At 73.1% G+C, this 18,223-nt stretch carries 13 protein-coding genes; 8 read left to right on the forward strand and 5 right to left on the reverse strand.

Annotation, left to right across the window (positions count from 1 at the left end; all coding sequences use genetic code 11):
* Nucleotides 1-74: 74 nt before the first annotated feature.
* Genes ACIP8Z_RS08235 through ACIP8Z_RS08245 form a run of 3 tightly spaced genes read left to right on the forward strand, consistent with a single transcriptional unit; the run spans nt 75 to nt 3,225 of the window.
* Nucleotides 75-497, forward strand: coding sequence for a hypothetical protein (locus ACIP8Z_RS08235; RefSeq protein WP_402080279.1), 423 nt, complete (start codon nt 75-77; stop codon nt 495-497).
* A complete protein-coding gene (locus tag ACIP8Z_RS08240) occupies nt 494-2,356 on the forward strand; it encodes a GMC family oxidoreductase (protein WP_402080282.1) in 1,863 nt (620 codons plus the stop codon). The genes ACIP8Z_RS08235 and ACIP8Z_RS08240 overlap by 4 nt, the downstream gene beginning before the upstream one ends.
* Nucleotides 2,353-3,225 (forward strand): hypothetical protein, encoded by an 873-nt coding sequence (locus tag ACIP8Z_RS08245; RefSeq protein WP_402080285.1) that lies wholly within the window; start codon nt 2,353-2,355, stop codon nt 3,223-3,225. Before ACIP8Z_RS08240 ends, ACIP8Z_RS08245 begins: the two co-directional genes overlap by 4 nt.
* Before the next feature lie 51 nt (nt 3,226-3,276).
* On the opposite strand, the gene ACIP8Z_RS08250 is transcribed toward ACIP8Z_RS08245, so the two are convergent.
* The 3 genes from ACIP8Z_RS08250 to ACIP8Z_RS08260 all read right to left on the reverse strand — a co-directional run bounded on the left by ACIP8Z_RS08250 (nt 3,277) and on the right by ACIP8Z_RS08260 (nt 7,566).
* Nucleotides 3,277-4,215 carry an endo alpha-1,4 polygalactosaminidase gene (locus tag ACIP8Z_RS08250; protein ID WP_402080287.1) on the reverse strand — a complete coding sequence of 313 codons (939 nt, stop codon included), beginning with the start codon at nt 4,213-4,215 and terminating at the stop codon, nt 3,277-3,279.
* A gap of 277 nt (nt 4,216-4,492) precedes the next feature.
* Nucleotides 4,493-6,376, reverse strand: a complete 1,884-nt coding sequence (locus tag ACIP8Z_RS08255; RefSeq protein WP_402080289.1) for a CAP domain-containing protein — start codon at nt 6,374-6,376, stop codon at nt 4,493-4,495.
* Nucleotides 6,377-6,540: 164 nt separating this feature from the next.
* Nucleotides 6,541-7,566 (reverse strand): multicopper oxidase domain-containing protein, encoded by a 1,026-nt coding sequence (locus ACIP8Z_RS08260; protein WP_402080291.1) that lies wholly within the window; start codon nt 7,564-7,566, stop codon nt 6,541-6,543.
* A 206-nt stretch (nt 7,567-7,772) separates the two neighbouring features.
* On the opposite strand from ACIP8Z_RS08260, the gene ACIP8Z_RS08265 reads away from it, so the two are divergent.
* The gene (locus tag ACIP8Z_RS08265; protein WP_402080293.1) at nt 7,773-10,265 is read left to right on the forward strand and encodes a ThuA domain-containing protein; all 2,493 of its coding nucleotides are present in this window, start codon (nt 7,773-7,775) and stop codon (nt 10,263-10,265) included.
* Between the two features lie 53 nt (nt 10,266-10,318).
* Complete coding sequence (locus ACIP8Z_RS08270; protein WP_402080830.1) at nt 10,319-12,487, forward strand: OmpL47-type beta-barrel domain-containing protein; 2,169 nt, start codon at nt 10,319-10,321, stop codon at nt 12,485-12,487.
* Between the two features lie 102 nt (nt 12,488-12,589).
* On the opposite strand, the gene ACIP8Z_RS08275 is transcribed toward ACIP8Z_RS08270, so the two are convergent.
* Nucleotides 12,590-14,389: a SpoIIE family protein phosphatase gene (locus tag ACIP8Z_RS08275; RefSeq protein WP_402080296.1), complete on the reverse strand. Its 1,800-nt coding sequence runs from the start codon at nt 14,387-14,389 to the stop codon at nt 12,590-12,592.
* 134 nt (nt 14,390-14,523) lie between these two features.
* On the opposite strand from ACIP8Z_RS08275, the gene ACIP8Z_RS08280 reads away from it, so the two are divergent.
* From ACIP8Z_RS08280 to ACIP8Z_RS08290, 3 genes are all read left to right on the forward strand, one after another.
* Complete coding sequence (locus ACIP8Z_RS08280) at nt 14,524-14,898, forward strand: PadR family transcriptional regulator (RefSeq protein WP_402080298.1); 375 nt, start codon at nt 14,524-14,526, stop codon at nt 14,896-14,898.
* Nucleotides 14,895-15,452, forward strand: a complete 558-nt coding sequence (locus ACIP8Z_RS08285) for a hypothetical protein (RefSeq protein ID WP_402080300.1) — start codon at nt 14,895-14,897, stop codon at nt 15,450-15,452. The genes ACIP8Z_RS08280 and ACIP8Z_RS08285 overlap by 4 nt, the downstream gene beginning before the upstream one ends.
* 99 nt (nt 15,453-15,551) lie before the next feature.
* The gene (locus ACIP8Z_RS08290) at nt 15,552-17,027 is read left to right on the forward strand and encodes a diacylglycerol/lipid kinase family protein (RefSeq protein ID WP_402080302.1); all 1,476 of its coding nucleotides are present in this window, start codon (nt 15,552-15,554) and stop codon (nt 17,025-17,027) included.
* 6 nt (nt 17,028-17,033) lie between these two features.
* Here ACIP8Z_RS08290 and ACIP8Z_RS08295 read toward each other — a convergent pair whose 3' ends face one another.
* Complete coding sequence (locus ACIP8Z_RS08295; RefSeq protein WP_402080304.1) at nt 17,034-18,218, reverse strand: Gfo/Idh/MocA family protein; 1,185 nt, start codon at nt 18,216-18,218, stop codon at nt 17,034-17,036.
* Nucleotides 18,219-18,223 lie beyond the last annotated feature (5 nt).

The following is an 18,223-nucleotide window of genomic DNA, read 5'->3' on the forward strand; positions in this document are numbered from 1 at the left end:
CGTCCAGGGGCGTGATCAAGCCCTTCCCGGGGTGCGGCGCATGGCCCGGGGAGGAGTGGGGCACCCATGCCCGCGTGCACCCTACAGACGAGTCACAGCGCTTCACCTCCTTGTCCGCGCGACTGACCGGTTTCGACGGCGCGGACCTGGAAGCCACCGGGATGGCCGAGGTGTATCGCGCGGTCGCCGCGGAGCAGCTCGGCGCGCAGCGGTACGGGCGACTGCTGCGCGAGCTGCCGGAGGGCCCGGACGACGCCGGGGACGGCGAGCTGCGGAAGGCGGCGGAGGCGGTCACCCACCTCTGGTACACGGGCAGTTGGCCGGGACCGCCGCCCTTCCTGGTGTCCCCGCGCGCCTACGCCGAGGGCCTGGTGTGGAAGGCGGCCGGCCTCAAGGCTCCCGCCACCGGTCCTGGCGGGTACGGGAGTTGGGCCGAGGCGCCCGGCCGTCCCGAAGGCCGCGGCCGGGGTGACGCGGTCGAGGGGAGCGGGCCGTGACGCGGTACGACGTGATCGTGGTCGGTGCCGGTGTCGCGGGCTCGCTCGTCGCCCACCGGCTCGGCCGGTACGGGCGCCGGGTCCTGGTCCTGGAGGCGGGCGCCGCGGATCCCGGGGGCGGAGCCGCCGACGATCCGCTGACCAGGTATCTCGCGGCCTCGGGCATGGTTCCCGGTTCGCCCCTCGCACCCCGTCCGGCGGCGCCCTCGCCCGAGGTGACGGACATCGTCGGCACGGACGGCACCCCCGGGTACCGGACGGCCGGGCACCTCCGGCAGGACGGGCCGCTGCCGTACGCGAGTGGATACGTCCGCGCCAACGGCGGCACCGGCAACGTCTGGACCGGGCTCGCGCCACGCATGCTCCCGGAGGACTTCGACACCGAGGTCTTCGGGTACGGGCGGCGGTGGCCGATCGGTTACGAGGAGCTGGAGCCCGACTACCGGGCGGCCGAGGAGGAGCTGGGGGTGGCCGGCGACGCCGACGAGCAGCGCGAGCACGTCGGGCTGCCGCTCCCCGACGGCTATGTGTTCCCCATGCGTCCGCTGCCGGCCGCGCGCCTGGACGGCGTCCTCGCGGCCCGCCTCGACGGGCGGCGCGTGAAGGATCCGGTGGCCCGGAGCGAGGTCGAACTGCGGGTGGTCGGCACCCCGCACGCGCGCAACGGCGTCCCGGACCCGCGGTACGACGCCGGTCGCGGGTACGTCCCGCGCGGCCGCCACGGGCGGCCGGACCCGGAGAGCCGCTGCGTGGGCAACGCCGGCTGCATCCCGCACTGCCCCTCGTACGCGAAGTACACCCCGCTCAAGACCCAGGGCCGCTGGAGCTCCGGCGTCACCCTCCGGGACCGGTCCGTGGTGAGCCGCGTCCTCGTCGACGCGAACGGGCGGGCCACCGGCGTGGAGTACCACGCGCACGACGGGACGGTCTCCGTCGCGCACGCCGATGTCGTGGTGCTCGCCGCGCACGCCGTGGAGAACGCCCGGCTGCTGCTCCTGTCCGGGCTCGCCGGCCGCAGCGGCCAGGTCGGCCGCAACCTGATGGACCACCCCGTCCTGCTGACCTGGGGCCTGCTGCCCGAGGACGCGGGGCCGTACCGGGGGCCCGGCTCGGTCTCCGGCTTCGAGGGCTTCCGCGCGGGCCCGGCGCGCCGGCTCCGGGCGCCGTTCCGCGTCGAGTTCGGCACCTGGGGCTGGGTCTGGGCGAGGGGCCCCGTCGACACCGACGTGCGGCACTTCCTCGCCGAACGCGGCCTCCTCGGGGCCGACTTGCGGAAGGCGGTCGGTGACCGGATCCGCCGCCAGTTCACCCTCCAGTTCGAGATGGAGCAGAGCGCCGACCCGGCGAACCGGGTCACGCTCCACCCCACCGAGCGCGATCCGCTGGGACTGCCCCGCCCGCTCGTCACCTACGACCTCGACGCACACGTGAAGGAGGGGATGGCCGCGGCCCGGGCGGTGTCGGACCAGATCTTCGCGCTCCTCGGCGCCGAGGACCACACCGACTACACGCCGGCGGCGGCCTGGCCCGGCCGCTTCGAGCACGGCGGCCGGACGTACGGCTATCGCGGGGCGGGCCACGCCGCCGGCACCCACATCATGGGTGACTCCCCGGCCACGTCGGTGGTCGACGCCTGGCAGCGCTGCTGGGACCACCCCGGCCTGTACGCGGTCGGCTGCGGCAGCATGCCCTCGGTGGCCACCTCCAATCCGACGCTGACCCTGGCCGCGCTCGCCCTGCGCAGCGCGGAGCGCGTCGAGGCGGACCTGGCGTCCCGCGACCGTCCGGCGGACCTCGCCGCGCCCCCGACCTCCCCCACCGTCAGCGAGACCTCACCGACCCGAGGAGCCCCGGAATGACCGCACCACTGCCCCCGCTGCCTCTGCCGCCCGTGTCCGAGCCCTTCCGACTCCCCTTCCACTACGGGGCGTTGCACCAGATCGGCCTCGACTGGCTGGTCGCCCCCGAGCCGGTCCGGGAGCTTCTCGCGAAGCACCACCCGGATCTGACCGCGGCCGAGTTCGAGGACGGACGCGCCCTGGTCTCCCTCAACTACCAGCTGTACTTCGCGCAGTACGCGTTCGGCGGCGGTGTGACGCAGGAGATCGAGTTCAGCGTCGTCGCGTTCCCGACCGGCGCGGAGGGGCGCCTGCCGCGGCTGGCCTACGCCCAGTACGCGCAGGGCTGGGACCAGACGAAGCTGCTCGGCATCGCCCGCGTCCACGTCGTCTGCGACAACCCGTTCGCGATCAGGGCGGGCCGCGAGCTCTATGCCGAACCCAAGTACCCGGGCCGGTTCGAGGTGGATCTGCCGTCGCTCAACGGGCCCGCGGGCGAGACCTGGAACGTACGGTGCAAGGCGGCCACCATCGGCGCGGACGGGGCCCTGGAACAGGACCTGGGTCCCCTGGTCGGCCTCACGGCGGAGCTCGACGGCCTCTCCCCCGCCGTCGCCAACTCCGCCCCGGTCACCGGTTACGGCACCGACCTGGAGGGACGTCTGCTCGCCGGCCCGATGAACGTCTACCAGCCGTACCGTTGGTACGACCTGGCCGCGCACGCGGGACGCGCACGGCTTGCGGTGCACGCCCCGGAGAGCGACCTCGGCCGCGATGTCCTCGCCCTCGTCGGCGACGAGGCACCGGCGACCGGCGCCTGGACGTACCAGTCGCCGCCGGTGGCCGCCCACAACCGCCCGTACTACGTGCCGGCCGCACCTCGCCCCTGACCGCTCGGGGGGCCCGTGGCGGAGCCCCGGCCACGGCGCCGGCCTCCCCTGTCAGCAGGTCTCGCGGACGTACCCCGCCTCGCCCGCGGGGCGGACGTCGGTGTCACGCAGGACGACGGAGAGCGTCCCGCCCCAGCGTGCGCAGGCCCGGGCGAGGCCCTTCCGCTCGTACTCGATGACCAGCACCCGGTTGTCGAAGGCGGTCGCGTAGGGGCCGCATTCGTCGTACTGGCCGCACTCCTCGGCGACCGCGAAGTCGAAGCCGAGCTTCCGGCCCCGCTGAGCGAGGTCGGGGGCGTTCTTCTGCCCGATCGCGAGTCCGGCCGCGTGGGAGCGGGCGACGAGGAGCCGGGCGAAGGCGAGGTCGTGTTCGGGTGTGAGGCGGCCCTGGGACCGTTCGTACGAGTCGAGGTTGTCCGCCTCCACGGCCTGGTAGCCGGCGTCGGCGCAGCCGTCGATCCACGTGCCGACGATCGCGGCGAGCCGCTCGCGCTTGGCCGGGGTGGAGACGTCGAAGAGGGCCTCGTCCCAGTCCTGGTCGACGATCGGTGCTCCCCCGGCGCTCCGCAGGAGCAGGTCGGGGTGGTTCTCCTCCCACCATTCGGTGGCGTCCGGCTGGGCCTGGAAGGCGTTGACGTAACAGATGTTGTACAGCCCCTTCGCGGGCTTCGCCGTACGGTCGCGGGAGACGGCGCCCACGCCGGGGGGCGGTGCGTAGGGTCCGCCGATCTGGTAGTCGAATCCGACGTGGGGCTCGGGCGGGACGACCGTGCGGGCGCTGGAGGGCGGCGAGGAGGAGGGGGCGGAGTCGCCGTCCCCCCCGTCACCGGACGAGGTGCATGCGGCCGTCGCGACGGCGAGGAGGCCGGCCAGGGTCAGGGCCGACAGGCGGCGGCGCCGGCGCACGCTGCGGAGGGGGCGGGGTTCGCGGGCGATCACGGTGCGGGGCTCCTGGTCGTCGGTTCCTCGGGGCGGCGCACGGCCGCCCACGGGGCCTACGGTACGGGCGCTTTCCGATCGGACCGTAGCGGCCTGCCGGACACCACGAGAACGGCCCCGTACCGCGGCCTTCGGCCGAACATCGACGACGCCGTCGTTCCCGGACGTCGTGCACGCCTCCGGCACGGCGACGAACGCCGGCAGCGGCCTGACGAACGTCCCCGTCACACCCTGACGGGCAGCAAGGGGAGGGGGTGCGGCCCGCGTCGACGCGGGCCGCACCCCCTCCTCCTGTGGCGGGGCCCGGAGGCCGCCGGCTCCGGCAGGGTCAGCGGGCGCCGAAGACCTGGGTCCAGTACGGGCCGCCCTGGGAGTGGATGCCGACGCCTATCTCCTTGAAGTCGCAGTTGAGGATGTTCGCGCGGTGGCCCGGGCTGTTCATCCACGACTCCATGACCTGTTCCGGGCTGCTCTGGCCCATGGCGATGTTCTCGCCGTAGGTCGACCACGGGTATCCGGCGGCCGTCACCCGCTCCCCCGGGCCGGCGCCGTCGGGGTTGGTGTGGTCGAAGAAGTCGCGGGCCGCCATGTCGTCGGAGTGGCCCTGCGCCGCCCTGGTCAGGGTCGCGTTCGCGCTCAGCGGGCCGCAGCCCGCCTTGGCGCGCTCCGCGTTGACCAGGGCGATGACCTGGTCAACCTGCGAGCTCTGCCCGTGGTCGTTCTGCGGGCCCGCGCCCGTCCCGTTCCCGGCCTCGTCACCCGAGCCCGATCCCCCGCCGTTGCCCGAGCCGGGCCTGGTCGGCGGCGTGTCCGGGGTCGGTGCCGCGGTGCGCGGCGGGGTCGTCCTCACCGGGGCGGGCTTGGCGGTGCGGGCCGGCTCGGGCGACGCGGTGGTGGCCTTCGCGCTGGGGGTTGCCGAGGCGGAGGGGCGTCCGGCGGCGGACTTCGAGGCGGACGGCGAGTTGGTGGGGGTCGCCGCCGACGGGGGCCCGGAGTGGGTGGACGGGTCCTGGTCGAGGGGCAGGTCGAGCTCCGGGGCCGTCACGCGGTTCGCCTCAAGGATCTCGTCGTCCCCGCCGCGGCCCCCGGACAGCGAGAACGCCCCGCCCGTGACCGCCATGACCACGACACCGGCCGCGATGACGGCGCGGCGCCGGCTCCGCTCCTGCGTCTGGCGACGGCGCCGGAGGGCCGCGCGCGTACCGTTCCGGCCGGGCGCCGGGGAGGTGGCGGAGGTGGGTGCGGACCGGGGTATGTGGGGGCGGGTGTGTCCCGCCGCGCCGGCCAGGAGGTACGGCTCCGTCAGATCCGCCGCGCGGTCGTGTCCGTGCCCGCCGAGGTGGGCCGTGTCGAACGGGTCGGTGCTTCCGGCCGTGCCGTACGGGTCGCCGTCGGAGGCCGCGTACGCGCCCCGGGCGGGGCCGGGCCCGCCGGCCGCGGCCGCGAACGCGGCGGTCGGCGTCGTCGTTTCCCACGCGGCCTCGTCCGTCCGGGCCGCCAGGACGGGCGAGGTGGCCGCGAGCAGGAGCTCCGCCGGGACGAGCGCGTGCCAGCGCGGGGCGCAGTGCCCGCAGCCGAGGGTGTGGTGGGCCAGGTGGTCGCGCCACGGGGCGGAGGGCCGGCCGTCCCATTCGGCCGCCTCTCGGCCCAGGAAGGGGCAGGCCGGGTTCCCGGCCAGCGCGCCGACGACGACGCGTGCGGCGTCGAGCCGGGCGCGTACGGCCTCGATCCGGGCCGGTGCCTCCTCGGCCGGCCACCGCAGCGCGGCCGCCGTCTCGTACCGGGTCAGCTCTCCCGCGCACTCCAGCCACCACAGGGCCAGTTGTTCGCCGTCGTCCGGGTCCAGCCAGCGGGCCGCCTCGGTGATCTCGTACGCCTGCCCGTGCGCGGACGGCTGCGCGACGTCGTCGCCGTACCCGGCCGGCTGCTGGTGCCGGTGCCGCCGGATCCCGTCCACGGCGATGGCGACCAGCCAGGGCCGGAAGACCCCGGGGTCGGTCAGGGTGGGGAGCCCGTCCAGGGCGCGCAGCATCGTCTCCCGTACGACGTGCTCGACGTGTTCGGCACCGTGGCGGCCGTTCATGGCGAGTGCCACGGTGGTGTGGATCAGGGGCAGGTGGGCGGTGATCAGCTGGTCCCGCGCCCACGGGTCACCGTTCCGCGCCGCGAGGACCAGCTCCGCGTCCCGCTCGATTCCTGTGCTCTGCCGCACGCCGACCGTCCCGTTCGTTGGAGATGTTTGCGCAGGGGAGAGCCTGGAGCGGGGCGCGGATAACGAAAAGGCCGCGAACGGAGAAAGTGATGTGGGTCACGCCGCCGACGCGGGCGACGCTGCGCCCGGCCGCGACGACCCCGGCCGGGCCCGCGCCGCGGGGATCAGTGGTGGTGGGCCCCGCCGGAGGCCTGAGCGGCCGGTTGCTCCTTCTCCGTCGCCGCACCGTGCGTTCCGTGGTCTCCGTGGCCCGGTACGGTGCCGTCCGGCTTGGCCACCAGGAAGAGGCCGGCCATGCCCATGTCGGAGTGGCTCTGGACGTGGCAGTGGTACATCCAGGCGCCGGCTCCGACGTGCTCGCCCGCGATGACCTGGAATCCGAACGAGTCCGCGGGTCCGGTGATCTTGTTGTCGATGATCCGGCTCACGTCCTCGGGACCCGCGAGGAGGCCGGTGCGGTTGTCGGCCCAGCGATGACCGTGCATGTGGAACGTGTGGTAGTACTCGCCGTGCGTGATCATGACGATCTCCACCCGGTCGCCCACGGTGGCGGGGAAGTTCGGCGGATCGGCGGCCGGCCGGTTGTTGATCGTCATGTCGTTGAAGACGATGGTGAACTGCTTGTCCGGCAGGATGTCGCCCTTGCGGCGCACCACCAGGCCGCCGTAGAGGCCCTTGCGGATGCCGCCGGTTCCGTGGTCCGTTCCCACGACGTGGTCGTGGTAGTGCCAGTACCCGGCGCTGCCTGGCCGCCAGGTGCCGTCGGGGCGGCGGCCGGGGGCGTGGGTGCGCCAGGTGTACGTGCGGGTGGCGCCCGCCTCGACATGGCTCCCGCTCATCCTCGTGCCGTCGTTGTCGATGTCGTAGTCCACGCCGTGCGGGTGGAGGCTCACCGGCACGTCCATGAGGTTCTCGAACTCGATGTGGAGGGTGTCTCCCTCGTTGAGTTCGATGAGCGGGCCGGGCACGGTGGCCTTGCCCTTCTCCAGGCCGTATCCCATGCGCCCGTCGGCCAACTTCTCGGCGTACAGCTTGAGACGGCGTATCTGGCCGCCGGCCGGGGCAGTCCTCAGCGGGGCGGCCGCGTCGGGTGTGGCACTGGAGGCGGAGGCGAGGGACAACGATGTCACGCCGGTCGCGGCGGCGGCTCCGCCCGCGAGCAGGCGGCGGTTGAAGCTGCGTCTGTCCATGTCGAACTCTCCGGTCTTCAGAGGAGATTGACGGGGTGCGGGGCCGACGGGGGCTCCTGGGGACGGCCCACACCGTAGCGGGGCGGCAATGGTTTATCCACACCCAGGACAAAGTTCGTCCGGTTGCGGCCATAGCCCTTGGCGAACCACGCAAAGAGGTCTAGCTTCAACGGCTGTCGTTGTGACCTCAGAGGGATGGGTGACCCATGAAGCGCACACCACATCACCGGTCGAGATCGAGAACAGGCTTCGCCATGGCGGCACTTGGGGCGGCCGCCCTGACCGCCTCCCTGCTCGGCGGCCACCCCGCCGCCGCCCGGCCGGATCCGGGCCCGCCGTCGGCCAGGGCGGCGACAACGTTATCCCTGCCATCGCCACCGGGCGGCGCGAACGTACGGGTGCTCGTCTTCCACGGGTCCGCCACGGCGGAGTCGCCGACCGTCGACGCGGGCATCGCGGCCGTCGAGAGCATCGGCCTCACCGGCCCGGCCGCCGGCCGCTACCGTACGGTGGCCACCGACGACCCGGCCGTCTTCACCGACGCCAAGCGGCTCGGCACGTTCAACGCGGTGGTCTTCCTCACCGGCGGCGGCGATGTGCTCGACCCCGAGCAGGAGGCGGGCCTGGAGGCCTACATGGAGGCCGGCGGCGGTTTCGTCGGCGTCCACGAGGCCGCCCGCACCGAGCCCTACTCCGGCTGGTTCACCGGCCTGATCGGCGCCCGGCCCACCGGCGCCCCGAGCGGCACGCAGCGCGCGGTGGTGGAGGTCGGCGACCGGCAGCACCCGGCGACGAAGTCCCTTCCGCTGGAGTGGAAGCGGCCCGACAAGTGGTTCAACTGGGACCGCAACCCGTCCGGCACCGTGCACACCGTGGCCCGCGTCCGGGAGTCCTCGTACCAGCCCGCGGCGAGGCCCAACGGCTGGGACCACCCGGTGTCCTGGTGTCGTGACTACGACGGCGGCCGGTCCTTCTACACCGCCATGGGCGGCACCGTCGACAGCTACGCCGAGACGGACTTCCGCGACCATCTGCGCGGCGCGATCGCCTGGACCGCGCGGACCTCCCGGGCGGACTGCAAGGCGACCATCGACGCCAACTACACCGCCGAGCGCGTCACCAAGCCCAACCAGCCCGGTCAGAACGACCAGATCGGCGAGCCGCACGGCCTCGTCGCGGCTCCCGACGGCCGCATCCTGTACATCGGCCGCGGCGGCGCCGACGCGAGCGTGCCGGTCGTCACCGACTGGAACAACCCCGACATCGGCAAGGGCAACGGCGAGATCCACGTCTACGACCCGAGGACCAGGCAGGTCACCAAGGCCGGCGTGCTCACCGTCTTCGGCAACAAAGGCGGCGGCGACGAGCTGATCAAGAACGAGGAGGGGCTGCTCGGCATCGAGCTCGACCCCGGCTTCATGACCAACGGCTGGGTCTACCTTCACTACACGCCGCACTCCCGCATCGACCGCGTGGAGCACATGGGCGAGCGGCGGGTCTCCCGCTTCACGCTCGATCTCGCGACGAACAGGCTCGACCTGGCGAGCGAGAAGGTGCTGCTGAGCTGGCCGGTGCAGATCCACAGCTGCTGCCACGCGGGCGGCGGGATGGCCTGGGACTCCAAGGGCAATCTGTACATCGCCACCGGAGACACCAACTCGTCCGGGTCCAGCGGCGGTTACTCGGGCAACAACCCCGCCCCGAACTTCCGGGGCGTCTCCTTCGCGGACGCGCGCCGCACCGCCGGCAACACCAACAACCTCAACGGGAAGATCCTGCGGATCCATCCCGAGCCCGACGGCACGTACACCCTCCCCGCGGGCAATCTCTTCACCGGCCAGGAGAGCGACGAGGGCGGCGGCAAGACCCGCGGCGAGATCTACGTGATGGGCGTGCGCAATCCCGCGCGCATCTCCGTCGACAAGGCGACCGACATCCTCTACGCGGGCTGGGTCGGCCCCGACGCGGGCGCGCCGTCCACGACCTGGGGCCCCGCCAAGTACGACACGTTCGCCGCGATCACCAAGGCGGGCAACCACGGCTGGCCGTACTGCATGGGCAACAAGCAGCCCTACCGGGACCGCGGTCCGCTCGACCCGAGCCAGCCGCTCGGCTGGTACGACTGCGACGCGCCGAAGAACGAGTCCCCGAACAACGACGGCCTGGTGAACCTGCCGCCGGTGACGGGGAACACGATCTGGTACTCGCCCCAGGGCGGCGGCGTGGACTACCCCAGGGACGCGAACGGCATCCCGAGCTACAAGCAGGAGGAGCAGAGGCTGCTGCTGCCGTGGCTCAAGGGCGGCGGGCAGGCGACCATGAACGGTCCGCTCTACCGCTACGACGCGGCGAGCGACTCGGCGGTCAAGTGGCCGTCGTACTGGGACGGCAAGTGGTTCGTCGGCGACTTCTACGACGGGGACCAGCCGCGGCACGCCGTGCTCACCGACCCGAGGACCGTCGGCAAGGGCGGCCTCCCCGTGCACGCCGAGTCCCTGAAGAAGATCATCCCGGTCGGGCAGGGCGGCATCCGCAACCTGATGGACTGGAAGTTCGCCCCGGACGGTTCGCTGTACGTCCTCGACTACGGGCGCGGCTTCTTCACCTCGCACCCCGACTCCGCGCTGTGGCGCGTGACCTACAAGGGCGGCGGGCCCACCCCGGCCGCGGACCAGCTGGCCAGGAGGGCGGCGCAGTGATCACGAGACACAGAGGCGCGAGCCTGTGGGCGGCCCTGCTGGCCGCCGTGGCGATGGTCGTCGGCCTGACCTCGGCGGCCGCCTACGGCAGGGCGGACGACGCGCGACGCGGCGACGACGCAGGCAGGACCGCCGCGGCGCAGGTGCTGACCTGGAAGGCGGGCGACCCGATCGACCGCTACCTGGAGTTTCCGACCACGGCGGTGGCCGGCCCGACGACGATCGTCTTCGAGAACAGCGCGGCCACCGGCAACACGACCGGCATGCCGCACACGCTGACGTTCGACGTCTCCGACCCGGAGTACAACCACGACGTCCCGCTCAACATCCTGGCCAACCCGAGCGACGCGAACGGCGGCCGGCACACGGCCGAGGTGACGCTGACCCCGGGCCGGTACCTCTTCAAGTGCACGATCCCCGGGCACGGCCAGATGCAGGGCGTCCTCACGGTCACCGAGGGCGGCGGCGAGGACACCACCGCGCCGGAGACGACCGCGAAGGTCGAGGGCGACCGCAACGCCGACGGCGCCTACGTCGGCCAGGCGACGGTCACGCTCGGCGCGACCGACGCCGGTTCGGGCGTCGACAGGATCGAGTACGCGGTCGGCGCGGACGGCCCGTGGCAGCCGTACACCGTCCCGGTCGTCGTCGACCAGGTCGGCGCGCACACGATCCGCTACCGGGCGAGCGACAAGGCGGGCAACACCGCCGCCGAGAAGACCGCCGCGTTCTCGGTCGTCGCGCGGCCCACCGACGACACGACGGCGCCGGAGACCTCGGCGACCGTATCGGGCGAGCGGGACGCACAGGGCCGCTACCTCGACATGGCCACGGTGACGGTCACCGCGTCCGACACCGGGTCGGGCGTCAACACCATCGAGTACGCGATCGGCGACGGCGCCTGGCAGCCGTACACCGCTCCGGTGATGGTGCACCAGGCGGGCGAGCACACCGTCCGCTACCGGGCGACCGACAAGGCGGGGAACACCGCCGCGGTGAGGTCGGTCGCCTTCACGGTCGTCACCCAGCCCGATCCCGACACCACCGCCCCCGAGGCCGCCGCCTCGGTCGCGGGCACGCGCAACTCCGACGGCGCGTACATCACCAGCGCCACGGTCACGCTGTCCGCGTTCGACGCGGACTCGGGCGTCGAGCGGATCGAGTACTCGCTCGACGGCGGCCCCTACCTCGCGTACACCACCCCGGTGATCGTCGACCGCGTCGGCCACCACACGGTGCTGTACCGGGCGACGGACAAGGCCGGCAACACCTCCACGGCCCGGAGCACGGCCTTCACCGTCGCCGAGGGCGGCGGGGTGCCCGCGCCCAGCTGTCCGGAGTTCGACGAGCGGCTGACGGTCATCGTCGGGACCGTCGACACCGGAGTCCCGAACCGGATGACGAACAGCCGTTGCACGGTCAACGAACTCATCGAGGACGAGAAGGACTGGTCCTCGCACGCGCTGTTCCTCAAGCACGTCGACACGGTGATCGACCGGCTGCTCGCCGACGGCGTCATCGACGCGCGCGAGCACGCGAAGATCTACCGCGCGGCCAAGCAGTCGGGCATCGGCAGGCCGGGCCGGACCGAGGGGTACCGCGACCTGTTCGACGGCACCGCGGCGAGCTTCTCCAAGTGGCAGCACGTCGGCGGCGGAAAGTTCGGGCTGAGCGCGGACGGGGCCATGACCAGCAGCACCACGGTGCCGGGCATGGGCATGCTGTGGTTCCCGCAGCGGCAGTACGGCGACTTCTCGCTCAAGCTCCAGTGGCGCGACGACGCCCCCGGCGCCGGCAACGCCAACGGCGGGGTCTTCGTACGCTTCCCGTACGTCCACGACAACCCCGAGGAGAGCCGTCCCGAGTGGGTCGCCATCAAGTACGGCCATGAGATCCAGGTCCTGGACCGGCCCGACGGCGACATGTACAAGACCGGCTCGCTCTACGGCTTCGACCGCGTCGGCCTCGCCGGTGCCGGGGTGACGCCCAAGGGCACCTGGAACGACTACGAGATCCGGGTGGAGGGCCAGCACTACTCGGTCTTCCGCAACGGCAAGCTGATCAACGAGTTCGACAACACCGGTGGGCAGGTCTTCCAGCCGCCGCGTGGCGACGACCCGGGCACGGACGGCCGGCGCTACGCCTCCGGCTACATCGGGCTCCAGGTCCACGGCACGACGGACGTCATCTCCTACCGCAACATCCGGGTGAAGGAGCTGTAGACGAGCCGCGGACCACGGGAAGGGCCCCTCTCCCGGGACGGGAGAGGGGCCCTTTCGCCCGTCGCACGTGGGCAGACCAGGTGAGCAGGTCAGGTGGGCAGGTCAGGTGGGCAGGTTCTGCTCCGCCCACACCACCTTGCCGGAGACCGTGCGGCACGAGCCCCACCGGCGGCACAGCATGTTGATGAGCTGGAGGCCCCGGCCGCCCTCGTCGCTGAGGTCGGCGTGCTGGATCTGGGGCAGGTCGGGGCCCGTGTCCGAGACCTCCACGACGAGGCGTTCGCCGCGGAGCAGCCGGAGCCGGCCGGGTCCGTTGCCGTAACGCAGGGCGTTGCCCACGAGCTCCGAGACGACGAGCTCGAAGACATCGGCGAGCTCCTCCAGATCCCACGCGGCGAGCTGGTCCGTGACCAGCCCCCGGGCGACGGACGCGGCCCGCCCCTCCTTCGGGAGCTGCCACTCGCACAGCTCGTCCGGGGTGCCCGGCGCGGTCGTCGCGACCAGCAGCACGGCCTCGTCGAAGCGACTGGCGTCGGTGGGGGCGCGGTCCGTCAGGCCGCCGTGTTCGAGCGCCTCGGGGGTGAGACCGCGGGCCGCCGTCCGCAGCCGCTCCAGCTGGTGATCGAGGTCCGCGTGCCGTGACTTCACGAGGCCGTCCGTGTACATGACCAGATGGCCGCCCGCCGGGACCTCCAGACGGATGGGGTCGTACGGGATCACTCCCGCGCCGAGCGGCGCGCCGATCGGTACGTCCACGAACGCGGCGGAGCCGTCGCCGTCGACCAGCAGCGGCGGCAGATGACCGGCGCTGGCCAGGGTGTAGGTGGAGTCGGCCGGGTCGTGGACCGCGCAGAGGAAGGTGGCGACCTGCTCGTCCTCCAGGTCACGGGTGGCGAGGTCGAGCCGGGCGAGGACCCGCTCCGGCGCCATGTCGAGGGTCATCAGGGTGCGGGCGACCGCCCTCAGGCGGCCCATGGTGGCGGCGGCGGGCAGCCCGTGGCCCATGACGTCGCCCACCATCAGGGCCGTCCGTCCGCCGGGCAGGGCCATCACGTCGTACCAGTCGCCGCCCACGCCGTGGTGGGCCGTCGAGGGCGTGTACTCGGCGTGGACGCGCAGCCCCGGCGTCACCGGGGTCGCGCGGGGCAGCAGGCTGCGCTGCAGGGAGACCACGTGCTCGCGCTCGCGTCCGTACAGCCGGGCGTTGTCGATGTAGACGGCGGCCTGGGAGGCCAGCTGCTCGGCCAGCGCGAGGTCCGTGGCGGAGAACGGGGGCGTTCCGGGACCGCGTACGAAGTCGGCGCTGCCGAGCAGCAGACCGCGGGCGATCAGCGGCACCGCCAGATAGCTGTGCACCCCCGCGGCGCGCATCTTCGCCGCGGCGCTCTCCGTCGGCGCGACCCGGACGAAGTCGTCGTCGCGCATACGGCGCACGAGGACCGGTCTGCCCTGCCGCAGGCAGTACCGGTGGAGGAGCGTCTCGTGGGCCTCCTCGGTGCGGACGAAGGTCTCACCCACCGGGGTGGGCTCAAGGGAGGAGAGCGACTCGACGGCGGACAGCGCGGTGGCCCGCAGGAGCGGGATGCCCGTCCCCGTCCAGCGTGAGCCCTCCTCGCCCCGCAGGACGCTCTCCAGGATGTCGACGGCGGCCCCGTCGGCCAGGGTGGGCACGGTGAACTCGGCCAGTTCCTGAGCGGTGCGCTCCAGGTCGAGGGTGGTACCGATCCTGGAACCCGCGGAATTCAGCCAGGCGAGCCGGTCACGCGTGGTGACGCGGTCGAGGGGGACGTCGCCGTCGCCTCGGCCGAGTCGCCTGCGGGCGCCGGCCGAGCGGAGGACCGAGGCGCCCTTTCCGGCCGAGGCACGGCGGACAACGCGCCGTCTCCCGTTGCCTTCGTTCACTCTTTCGGCCTCCAGACAGAAACTCGTCCGCTGTTGGTGCACATCATGCACCTGCCTCCCCCTCCTGGCCGATCAGGGCGACACGACTTTCACTCTCTTGTGGTGCAAGAGAGTGGCCGACTACCCTGCACCGCATGACAAAGGAGCTGCCGACAGCCGGTGACCAGCGGCGCAGTCAGCTTCTGCGCGGTGTGCTCGACCTCTGCCTGCTCTCGCTGATCGCCGAACGGCCTCGGTACGGCTACGAGTTCATCGAGGCGCTCACGGAGAGCGGGCTCGAACTCGTCGGCGAGGGCAGCATCTACCCGCTGCTCGCCAGGATGGAGCGCGCCGGGCTCGTCGAGCCGTTCCGCGCCCCGTCGTCCAGTGGCGGGGCACCACGCAAGTACTACCGGCTGTCCGAGGCCGGCCGGGCCGAGCTGGAGCACGGCCGGACCGTATGGCAGGGGTTCACCGCCCAGGCCGGCCGGATCCTCACACGAACGACCCACGGGGGAACGACACCATGACCAACGAGCACGTCCTCGCGGTCTGCCGCAGCAACTGGGAGTACCGGGGCATCGACGACGCGTCCGTACGCGAGATGATCGCCGAGCTCACGGCCCACCTGGAGGACGCCGCGGCGGCCGGCCGCACTCCGCGGGACGTCGTCGGCCGGGACGTCAAGGCGTTCGCCGCGTCCTGGGCCCGGGCGCGGACGCCGCTGCACCGGCGCGCGCTGAGGATCGCGGCGATGGTCCCGTTCGTGGTGGGCGGGCTGCTGCTGATGTCGCACCTCGTCCACTGGACGACGGTCGTGGACATCGACGCCGGGCGGCTGGCCTTCTGGCTGAGCATCGGCACCGCCACCGTGGTCCTCGAATTGCGCCGGGGGTCCCTCGGCTTCCGCAAGGGCTGGATCGTGGCGCTGGTCGTCGGACTGCCGGTCCTCTTCGTGACACAGAAGCTGGCCGGCGAGGAGACGCTGTTCCTCCTGCCCTTGTGGGGCACCGCCCTGCTGCCGCTGCCGGGCATCGCGTACCTCCTCGCCGAACGGCGGCGCCCGCGCCCCGCGGCGTCCTGAGCCGGCCGCGGGCTCACCCGCACGGCCCGGCAGGGATGCCCGTCCGTCCCGGAGCGTGAACGCTGGGGACACGGAGCGGGCCGAGAGGTGGGACACGGGATGAGCCAGGACGGCAGGGGCGGGACGCGGACGACGGGATCCGGTGCGGGTGCCGCGGCGCGACTCCTGGCCCGGATCGCCGTGCTCGCGGCGGTGGGTTCTCTGGTCGTCCTCGTGCTCGCGATCGGCGACGGCGGCCTCGTGGTCCTCCTGGCCGGCCTGCTGGGGATCGTCGTCTGCGCCGCCGGCGTGTGGTGGTTCGTGGCGCACCGCGGCGCGGTCCGCCTGATCGGGGCGCTCGTCGCGGTCGCGGCGCCGGTCGGCGTCGTGGTGCTCTTCTCCCACGACGGGCTGTGGCGCACGGCGCTGGTGCTGGTCCTGTGCTGGGCCCTCGCACTGGCCTGCGCGCGGGCCGCGCTGCGCAAGGCCCGGCCCCGGCGGAGGACCCGCTCCGTCGCGGCACCCCGGCCCCGGCGGGCGTTCCTCATCATGAATCCGAAGTCGGGGGGCGGGAAGGTCGGCCGCTTCGGTCTCGTCGACCGGGCGGAGGCGCTGGGCGCCCGGGTGACCGTGCTCGATCCCGCCGCCCCGGCCGACGTGGCCGCGCTGGCCCGTGAGGCGGTGGCCGAGGGCGCGGACCTGCTCGGCGTCGCGGGCGGCGACGGCACCCAGGCCCTGGTCGCGGCGGTCGCCGCCGAGCACGATCTGCCGTTCCTCGTCATCTCCGCCGGCACCCGCAACCACTTCGCGATGGACCTGGGGCTCGACCGTTCCGACCCGTCCCGCTGCCTCGACGCGCTCACGGACGGCGAGGAGCTCAGGATCGACCTCGGCGACGTCGGCGGCCGGCCCTTCGTCAACACCGTGTCCTTCGGGGTCTACGCCGATGTCGTGCAGCGCCCCGAATACCGTGACGACAAGGCGGGCACGGCCCTGACCCTCATGCCCGACCTGCTGGTCGGCACGGGGGTGCGACGGCTCGACGCGCGGATCGACGGCACGACGCTGGCGTCCCAGCAGGCGCTCCTGGTCAGCAACAACGCGTACAGCTCGCCCGACGTGCTGAGCGGCGGCGGCCGCCGGCCCAGCCTCGACGACGGCGAGCTGGGCGTGCTGGGAATCCGGGTGGAGGGCGCGGCGGAGGCGGCGGACCTCGCCGTCCGCGGTTCGCAGTCCACCGGGCTGACCGTCACGACCGCCCGCCGGGTCGAGGTGACCTCGTCCGTGATGGGCGAGGCCGGGACGGACGACGCGGGGACGGACGGCTCGGACAGCGCCGCCGGCACAGGGGTCTCAGGTACGGACGTCCCGGGCACGGGCGACTCCCGTACGGACGAGATCCCCGTCGCGGTCGACGGTGAGGCCCTGCGCATGCCCACGCCCGTCGTCTGCACGCTGCGGCCGGGTGCCCTGCGGGTCCTGGTGCCGCGCGACCGCCCCGGCGTGATCGCCCCCGCCCCGCGCGTGGACTGGCGGCGGCTCTTGGACCTGGCCTTCGGCCGTCCCGTGCCGAGCGCCCCGGGGCAGGACGGCTGACCCGCCTCATCGGGTCTGGCCTCGGGCGAAGTACGCGACGAGCTCCGGGTCGAGAGGCGGCACCGCTCGGGGTGTACCCCCGGTGCGCAGGGATTCCGTCGCCCGTACGCCCGCCGCCACGGACATGCGGGCCGCCACCGGTGACGTGTCCGTGGGGCCGCCCTCGCGGGCGAAGCGGAGGAACTCGTCGACGAGGAGGGGATCCGCGCCGCCGTGTCCCGCGTCGTCCTGCGCCGCGGGTACGGGGTACTCCGCGTCCGGCTCCGCGCGGTAGCCGGAGCGGCGGGAGTTCCACACCCGGACCGCTCCGCCGGGGCCGTCGCCGAAGTTCTCCAGGCGGCCGGCGTCGCCGATGACGGTGTAGTTGCGCCAGTAGTCGGGGGTGAAGTGGCATTGCTGGTAGGCGGCGAGGACCCCGTTGTCCAGGCGCAGGTTGACCAGGGACACGTCCTCGACGTCGATCACCGGGTTGAGGCCGCGCTGGGTGTGCGGCGGCCAGTGGCCGTCCTTGGTGTACCAGTCGTCGTGCTTGGGTTCGCCGGGGGCGCGGCGGTGCGGGTTGGCGCCGTAGACCATCAGGTCGCCGAGCGCCTGCACCTGCTCGGCGTACCCGCCGGCGAGCCAGTGCAGCACGTCGATGTCGTGGGCCGCCTTCTGGAGCAGCAGCCCGTTCGTGCAGCGCTGTTCGGCGTGCCAGTCCTTGAAGTACCAGTCGCCGCCGTAGCCGACGAAGTGGCGGACCCAGATCGTCTTCACGGTGCCGATCTCACCGCGTTCGACGATGTCCCGCATCAGCCGGACCACCGGCATGTGGCGCATGTTGTGCCCGATGTAGAGACGGGTGCCGGTCTCGTACGCGGTGCGCAGGATCGCGTCGCAGCTCTCGATGTCGGTGGCGAGGGGCTTCTCGACGAAGACGGGCTTGCCCGCCTTCAGCACCTCGCGGGCGAGGTCGGCGTGGGTGTGGTCGGGGGTGAGGACGAGGACGGCGTCGACGTCGGGGTCCTCGACGATCTCGCGGTGCCCGGTGTGGAGCCGGGCGCCGGGGAAGGCCGTCGCCGCCTCCGCCCGGGCCCGGGCGTCGTGGTCCGCGAGAACGGTGACCCGTGATCCGGCGCCGGGGCGGTGGGCCGTACGGGCGAGTGAGCCGCGCAGTCCGTAGCCGAGGACACCGAGGCGGAGGTCGGTCATGGTCG

The organism is Streptomyces sp. NPDC088553 (assembly GCF_044752965.1).
GTDB lineage: Bacteria > Actinomycetota > Actinomycetes > Streptomycetales > Streptomycetaceae > Streptomyces.

What these genes read in the sequence shown, in the direction of transcription:
- ACIP8Z_RS08260 (WP_402080291.1), bottom strand. Translation starts at nt 7,566, where the DNA reads ATGGACAGACGCAGCTTCAACCGCCGCCTGCTCGCGGGCGGAGCCGCC.
- ACIP8Z_RS08290 (WP_402080302.1), top strand. Translation starts at nt 15,552, where the DNA reads ATGAGCCAGGACGGCAGGGGCGGGACGCGGACGACGGGATCCGGTGCG.
- ACIP8Z_RS08280 (WP_402080298.1), top strand. Translation starts at nt 14,524, where the DNA reads ATGACAAAGGAGCTGCCGACAGCCGGTGACCAGCGGCGCAGTCAGCTT.
- ACIP8Z_RS08245 (WP_402080285.1), top strand. Translation starts at nt 2,353, where the DNA reads ATGACCGCACCACTGCCCCCGCTGCCTCTGCCGCCCGTGTCCGAGCCC.
- ACIP8Z_RS08270 (WP_402080830.1), top strand. Translation starts at nt 10,319, where the DNA reads ATGGTCGTCGGCCTGACCTCGGCGGCCGCCTACGGCAGGGCGGACGAC.
- ACIP8Z_RS08295 (WP_402080304.1), bottom strand. Translation starts at nt 18,218, where the DNA reads ATGACCGACCTCCGCCTCGGTGTCCTCGGCTACGGACTGCGCGGCTCA.
- ACIP8Z_RS08285 (WP_402080300.1), top strand. Translation starts at nt 14,895, where the DNA reads ATGACCAACGAGCACGTCCTCGCGGTCTGCCGCAGCAACTGGGAGTAC.
- ACIP8Z_RS08265 (WP_402080293.1), top strand. Translation starts at nt 7,773, where the DNA reads ATGAAGCGCACACCACATCACCGGTCGAGATCGAGAACAGGCTTCGCC.